The sequence below is a fragment of the Streptomyces sp. NRRL S-495 genome (assembly GCF_000966955.1).
In the GTDB taxonomy this organism is placed as follows: Bacteria; Actinomycetota; Actinomycetes; order Streptomycetales; family Streptomycetaceae; genus Kitasatospora; species Kitasatospora purpeofusca.
Genome location: NZ_JZWY01000874.1, coordinates 1 through 6,179, shown reverse-complemented (window position 1 = coordinate 6,179; position 6,179 = coordinate 1). Strand labels below are relative to the sequence as shown.

Here is a 6,179-nt window from a genome sequence, read left to right as displayed (position 1 = left end):
GGGCAGGAGCGGGCGCGGGGGCCGGTGCCGGGGCACCGGGCAGGCTGAGCACCATGCCCGGCACCACCACGTCCGGGTCGGTGAGCCGCTCGCCGTCGGGCGCCTGGACGCCCTGGTTCGCCTCGAACAGCTTCGGCCAGGCCTCCGCGTCGCCCAACTCCCTCTGGGCGATCGCCGACAGGCTCTCGCCGGCCTTGACGGTGACGGTGCCGCCCTGGGCCGCGCCGCCGGCCGGGCCGGTCTGTGGCGTCCCGGCCGGAGCGGGGGCGGGGGCGGCGGGCCCGGGGGTCGCCTGGTCGGGCTTGGCGTCGGCCGGCATGGCGAGCTTCCAGCCGGGCTGGATCGGCCGGTCCGCGTCGAAGCGGATCCCCGAATCGTCCATCACCCGGCCGTCGTTGAGCTTGGCGATCTCCGTCCAGCGCTCGCCGGAGCCGAGTTGGCGCTCGGCGATGGACCACAGGCTGTCGGCCGGGCGGCTGTCCCGCACGGTGTAGCCGGCCTGCGGGTCGGCGGCGGGGGTGACGGCCGGCGCGGCCTGCGCGGCGGCCTGCTGCGCACCCGCGGCCACCTGCGCGGTGGCGGCGGCCGGCGCGTGCTCGGCGGTGGCAGCGAAGGCCGAACCGGCCACCGGCACCAGGGCGATGACCGCGCCGACCAGTCCGGCCGCGGCCCGCTGGCTCCAGCCGAAGGCCGGGATCCGCCGGGCCACCCGGCCGCGCAACTGCGCCGGGATCTCCAGCAGGACGGAGAGCGCGAAGCACGCCCAGCCGACCCAGCCGACCACCACCAGCAGCCAGAGGAACAGCCGCCCGTCGTCGGGGCTGGTCAGCAGCGCGCCGATGCCGTCGGGCGCGAGTTCGCCCATGTCGGCCACCGAGCGGGTGCCGTACAGCAGCAGGGCGGGCACGCCGACCATCAGGACGAGCAGGGTGATCAGGGCCGCGATCGCGGCGAGTACGGCGCCGCCCCGGCCGCGCCGACGGCCGCCGCGCGCCCGATGGGACGGCAGCGGCGCCGGCCGTCGGCCGGACGCGGGGGTGGCGTTCGCTCCCCGGGCCGGACGCCCGGCACGGGTCTGGTCCTTGGCGCGTGGCGCGGCCATCAGGCGGTCTCCGCTTCCTTGACTCCGTGGACGAGGGTGGCGCTCCCCTTGCCCGTGACCTTCCCTTTGCCGAGTTCGCCCAGCAGGACGGGGCGGAACTCGGCCCGCACCGTGATCGTGACGGTGGCGCCGTCCGGGGAGAATTCCACGTCGGCCGCTGACAGCCCGTACAGCGCGAGGTAGCTGTCGGCCGCGGCCTCGACGTAGGTCCGTGCTCTCAGTTTGTACCCTTCGCCCCTCAACAGGGCTGCTTCGTCCAGCTGTTGGCCGGCCATCCGGGCGGCCTCCTGGGCGTAGGCGTCGACCCGCTCGGCGAGCCGCAGCTTGCCGCCGGCGTCGATGACCAGCGCGATGACCAGCACCACGTAGGCCGCACAGATGGCGACGAAGATCGACAGCGCGCCCCGGTCCGAACGGCCGCCGAGCGGACCGCCCAGCCGGGCCCGCGACGTCCGGGCTCGCAACGTCCGGGCCGGCAACGTCCGGGCCCGCAACGTCCGGGCAGCGAGCGGCCGGGCACGGGGCGGCCGCACCGCGCGCGTGCGTACGCGTGCCATGGCGTTCCCTCCCCACCAGCTCCTCCGCCCTCCCCAGGGCGTCCTCCGCTTGCGTCTCCCCCGCCCGACGGCTCCCCAATCCCCGTCCGGCCGCCTCGTCCTCACAGCCCTGTCACCCCCCGCCCCACGACCCGACACAATCTCCACCCACTTGCCGCGCTCGACCCACTCGACCCACTCGCCTCGCTCGGGCCCCCGCCCCACCGGACGGCACCCCGCGCCTCACTGGCCCCGGTACCGGTCGACCACCGAGGCGAACGAACCGGTGAGCGTCTTCGGGAAGAGGTCCGGCCCGCCGATCAGGTCCCCCAGGTAGACCTCGCAGGACACCGTCACCTCGACCGTCTCCCAGGTGACACCTTGACTGGTCCGTTTCTTCTTCTCCGTGGTGACCTTGCTGCTCCGGCAGTGCACTCCCTGCTGCTGCATCGAGTCCGCGGCGGACGCCTTCGCCACGGCCTCCAGGTCGCCCGTGCGGGTCATCGAGGCCGCGCGGGCCGCCGAGCGGGCCGCCGCCTCGACGGTGCCGCCGGCGGTCTGCATCCGGCCCGCCACGACCGCGACCAGGATCAGCGCGACCACGGCGGGTGCGACGATCGCCGCCTCGATCGCCGTACTGCCGCCGTCCCGCCCGCGCCCGGACCGGGCGGCACGGCGGGCGGCGAGCCCGCGTCCAGGTACAGGTCCGGGCCCAAGCGCAGGTCCGGGCCCGCCCCGCCCCGCCCGGTCCACGTCGTGCGCGGACCGGGCCGGGCGTGCCGACCGCCGTCCCCAGCGCACCGGCCGACTCACGGCCGCACCACCGGGGGGACGAACCGCTCGCGCGGGGCCTCGGCGAACTGGGTGACGGTCGGCGGAGTGATGAACGGGATGATGACCGGGGGCGTCACCTCGACGGTGACCTTGATCAGCACCGGCGAGCTGCCGTCCGTGACGACCCGGTGGTCCGTGTTGCCCTGTCGCGTCAGGAAGTCGTCGGCCTGCCGCCGCGCGGCCTCGTCCTTCTGCGCGTCGGTCCGGTTCCCCTGACCCCGCCCCGCGTCGACGCCCTCGCGGGCAGCACTCAGCGCGAGTTGGCGGTGGTACCACCACATCCCGGTCTGGGTGACAGTCATGATCAGGATCAGGACGATCGGGAAGACGATGGCCAGACTCAGGGTCATCGCCCCCCGGTCGGAACGGCGAGGACCAAGACGGCGGGGACGAGGACGGCGGAGGCGACGACGGTGGATCACGAGCCGGCCGGAGCCCCGGCGCCGCCGGTGTACTTCGGGTCCTGGTTGACCTTGGTGACGACCTTGTCCTTCAGAGCGACCAGGGCGAACACCACCAGGCCCGCGATGAACACCAGCGCGATGACGGCGAGCGCGAGTTCGATGCTGATGGCGCCCTTGTCGCCACGCGCCCGGGCGGCCTTGACCCGGCCCATCCGGAAGTGGAAGAGCGTGGCGGCGAACTGGAGCGGCAGCAGGGCCGCGCCGACGAGTAGGAAGACCAGTGGCTTGAGTCGGTCCTTCATGAACTGCTCCCAGGGGTGAGATGTGGTGACGGAGGCGCTGACCTCCGCGACGGGGTGACTCATCGAACGGGGTGTCCCATCGGACGGGGTGGTTCATCGGACGGGGTGGTTCAGTTGAGCATCTTGAACAGTGCCGGGAAGACGACCAGGAAGGTCATCAGCAGAGTCAGCGCGGACCCCGGAGCCACCATCCGCTCGCTGTCGGCATTGGCCCGGGCGAGGTCCTCCGCCAGCAGTTCGCCCCGCAGGCCCTTGGACCGGGCCCGCAGGGTGTCGTAGACGGCGGCGCCGTCGGTACCGGAGATCCGCATGATGTCGGCCAGGTCCTGGAGCGGGGTCAGGCCCAACTCCTCCGCCAGCGCGTCCAGTCCGGCCCACGGCGGCAGCCGGTCGGTGGCCGCCCGGTCCAGCGCGTCCCGGATCCGGAGGAACACCGCGCCGCGCCCGACGGCGGCGGCCCGGCGCAGCGCCTCGGCCGGGCCGAGGTCGGCGGCCCGTTCCATCGCCACCAACTCCAGGTAGGCGGCGATGCCGTGCAGGTACTCGACCCGCGCCTCCTTGGCCTCGCCGCGCACGATCCCGTCCGGGACGAACCAGAGCAGCCCGGCCAGCAGCGGCCCGACCACCAGCGGCAGGGCGAAGGGCAGGTCCAGGCCGAGCAGCAGCGCCGCCACCACCAGGTACGGTGGCAGCGCCAGTCCGAGCAGGGCGAAGAGCAGCTTGTGCGCCATGAACCGGGCCGGGGTGCGGCCGATCAGGGCGAGCTCGCGCTCCGGGATGCGGACCCCGCGCAGACGGACCGAGCGCTCGCCGATCCGGTCGAACCAGCGCGGCCGGTCGTCCGGGTCGGGGGTGCGGTCGGCCGGGGTGCGGTGCAGCCGGTCCAGCGCCTGGCCCAGGTCGGGCGGCGAGGGCCGGAGTTCGGCGATCAGCATGGCGACGCCGCCCGCCGCGACGGCGCCGGCCAGCACGGACCACGGGGAGATCATCGGACCTCCCCGAGCAGTCGCGCGGTGCCCTCGGCACCGTCGGTCCCGTCGGCCGGGGCCGGTCCGTCGGCTCCGTCCGGGGCCTGCCCGTCGCCGCGCCGGCGCAGCGCGCGGCCGGTCCGGCTGCGGCGGTCCGGCTCCAGCAGCCGCGGCACCGGCGGGTACGAGGCCAGCGCGCGCATCCAGGCGATCACCGCCACGAACAGCGCGCAGATCACGCCGAGCACGATCTGGCCGAGCGCCGTGCTGTAGGGGGCGGTGTACTCGGTGTTGAACGAGCCCACCGTGACGACCAGCAGGATGATGCCCACCAGCCAGCGGATGGTGGTGCGGTGCTTGGCCCGGTCGGCCTCGATGGTGCGCCGCTGCCGGACCTCCTCGCGGACCGACTCGGCCATGTCGGACAGCGCCCTGGCCAGGCCGGGGCCGCTGTCGGCGGCGCGCAGCACCAGCGCGGCGAGCACCTTGTCGGCGGTGGCGTCGGCCATGCTGTCGGCGAACAGCCGCAGCGCCTCCTCCGGGCGCCAGCGGGCCTGCAGCCGGGCGGCCAGCTCGCCGACCTCGGCCTCGATCGCGGCGGGCGCGGTGCGGCGGCTGGTGATGATGGCCTGGTTCAGGCCGACGCCGAGCAGCAGCACGTCGGCGATCCGCTGGGTCCACTCCGAGAGCGCCTCCAGCCGTTCGATCCGGTCGGTGTCGGAGCGGGTGGTGTCGAACAGCCAGGGCAGGCCGAACACCGCCAGCGGCACCAGCAGCACCGTCAGTGGGATGCCGGTGAACAGCCAGCCGAGCGGCGCCCCGATCAGGGTGAGCGGCAGTTGGATCCGGCGCAGCCGCGCCATCCGGTGGGAGGCGGTGCCGGGCGCGCCGTACCAGAACACGTGCAGCCGGGAGGCCAGCGGGTTGAGCTCCCGGGGCTCCGCCGGCTCCCGCGCCGGGTCGCTGCCGCGCGCCCAGGCCACCAGGGCGACCAGGCCCGCCGCGACGGCGAGGCCGCAGAGCACGAAGAGCGGCATCACCGGGCACCACCGCCGATCCGCAGCTGGAGCGGCTCGGCCCAGCTGCCGTAGCGGGAGCCGAGCAGCGCGGCGTCGAAACCGGCCCGGCGCAGGTCGTCCAGGCACTGCGGCGGGGTGTGCGGGACGGCGCGCGGCTCGCCCAGCTCGGGGCGCGGACCGAACACCGTGTTCAGCGCCGGCCGGCCGCTCTCGCCGAGGCCCGCGACCTCCAGGACGTGCGAGACGAAGCGGTGCCGGCGGCCGCCGACGTGCGTCTCGTCGACCATCGACACGTGCACGATGAAGTCCACAGCGTTGGCGGTGAGCCGGTAGGCGAGCGCGTCGGTCATGTGCGAGCCGTACTCCAGGCAGAGTTCGGCGATGCGGTCGACGACCATGTGCGGGCCGCGCGCGTGCAGGGTGCACATCGAGCCGCCCTCGCCGTTGGTCATGACGCGCAGCATCGGGACGACCTCGCCGGAGCGGACCTCGCCGACGATGATCCGGGAGAGGGTCATCCGCAGCGCCGCCGGGATGAGGTCGCCGATGGTCAGCTCGCCGGCCGCCCGGCCCTCCACCCGCTCGCCGTTGCCCTCCCGGGCCTCCATCGGGACGACCTGGCGCAGATGGCCGAGGGTGTGCAGCCAGAGCTCGAACTCCGACTCCAGGGTGCCGACCCGCTCGTCCGGCGGGATCTCGGCGGCCATCGCCCGCAGCAGGCTGGTCTTGCCGACGCCCTGGGTGCCGGTGATCATCACGTTCTTCCGGGCCCGGATGGCCGAGGCCAGGAAGGCCGCGAGAGTGCTGTCCACGGCACCGAGCCGGACCATCTCGGGCAGGGTCGCCGAGGCCACCCGGTGCCGGCGGATCGCGACGTACGGGCGCGGGGTGACCTCGGTGAGCGCCTGGAGGCGCATGCCGCCCTCCAGGCGCAGGGCGAGCATCGGGCTGGCGGTGGACAGCGAGCGTTCGCCGCCGCCGTGCTGGCGGGCCAGGTCCTGGAGCAGCTCGACG

8 protein-coding genes are annotated in these 6,179 nt (G+C 74.7%); all 8 read right to left on the bottom strand.

The window, feature by feature from the left end; translation table 11 throughout:
* A partial coding sequence (locus tag VR45_RS35355) for a LysM peptidoglycan-binding domain-containing protein (RefSeq protein ID WP_045944014.1) occupies positions 1–1,102 on the bottom strand: 1,102 nt, incomplete at its 3' end.
* Positions 1,102–1,659 (bottom strand): hypothetical protein, encoded by a 558-nt coding sequence (locus tag VR45_RS35350; RefSeq protein ID WP_234326468.1) that lies wholly within the window; start codon positions 1,657–1,659, stop codon positions 1,102–1,104. The genes VR45_RS35350 and VR45_RS35355, both read right to left, overlap by 1 nt.
* Before the next feature lie 222 nt (positions 1,660–1,881).
* Positions 1,882–2,391, bottom strand: a complete 510-nt coding sequence (locus VR45_RS47485; RefSeq protein WP_286163610.1) for a TadE/TadG family type IV pilus assembly protein — start codon at positions 2,389–2,391, stop codon at positions 1,882–1,884.
* 56 nt (positions 2,392–2,447) lie between these two features.
* Positions 2,448–2,822 carry a TadE family protein gene (locus VR45_RS47480; protein WP_045944012.1) on the bottom strand — a complete coding sequence of 125 codons (375 nt, stop codon included), beginning with the start codon at positions 2,820–2,822 and terminating at the stop codon, positions 2,448–2,450.
* 68 nt (positions 2,823–2,890) lie between these two features.
* The gene (locus VR45_RS47475; RefSeq protein WP_159394469.1) at positions 2,891–3,241 is read right to left on the bottom strand and encodes a hypothetical protein; all 351 of its coding nucleotides are present in this window, start codon (positions 3,239–3,241) and stop codon (positions 2,891–2,893) included.
* A gap of 47 nt (positions 3,242–3,288) precedes the next feature.
* Positions 3,289–4,167, bottom strand: a complete 879-nt coding sequence (locus tag VR45_RS35330; protein WP_045944010.1) for a hypothetical protein — start codon at positions 4,165–4,167, stop codon at positions 3,289–3,291.
* A complete protein-coding gene (locus VR45_RS35325; protein ID WP_063772604.1) occupies positions 4,164–5,183 on the bottom strand; it encodes a type II secretion system F family protein in 1,020 nt (339 codons plus the stop codon). The genes VR45_RS35330 and VR45_RS35325 overlap by 4 nt, the downstream gene beginning before the upstream one ends.
* Positions 5,183–6,179: CpaF/VirB11 family protein (locus VR45_RS35320; RefSeq protein ID WP_045944009.1), on the bottom strand; the 997-nt coding region annotated here is incomplete at its 5' end. The genes VR45_RS35320 and VR45_RS35325, both read right to left, overlap by 1 nt.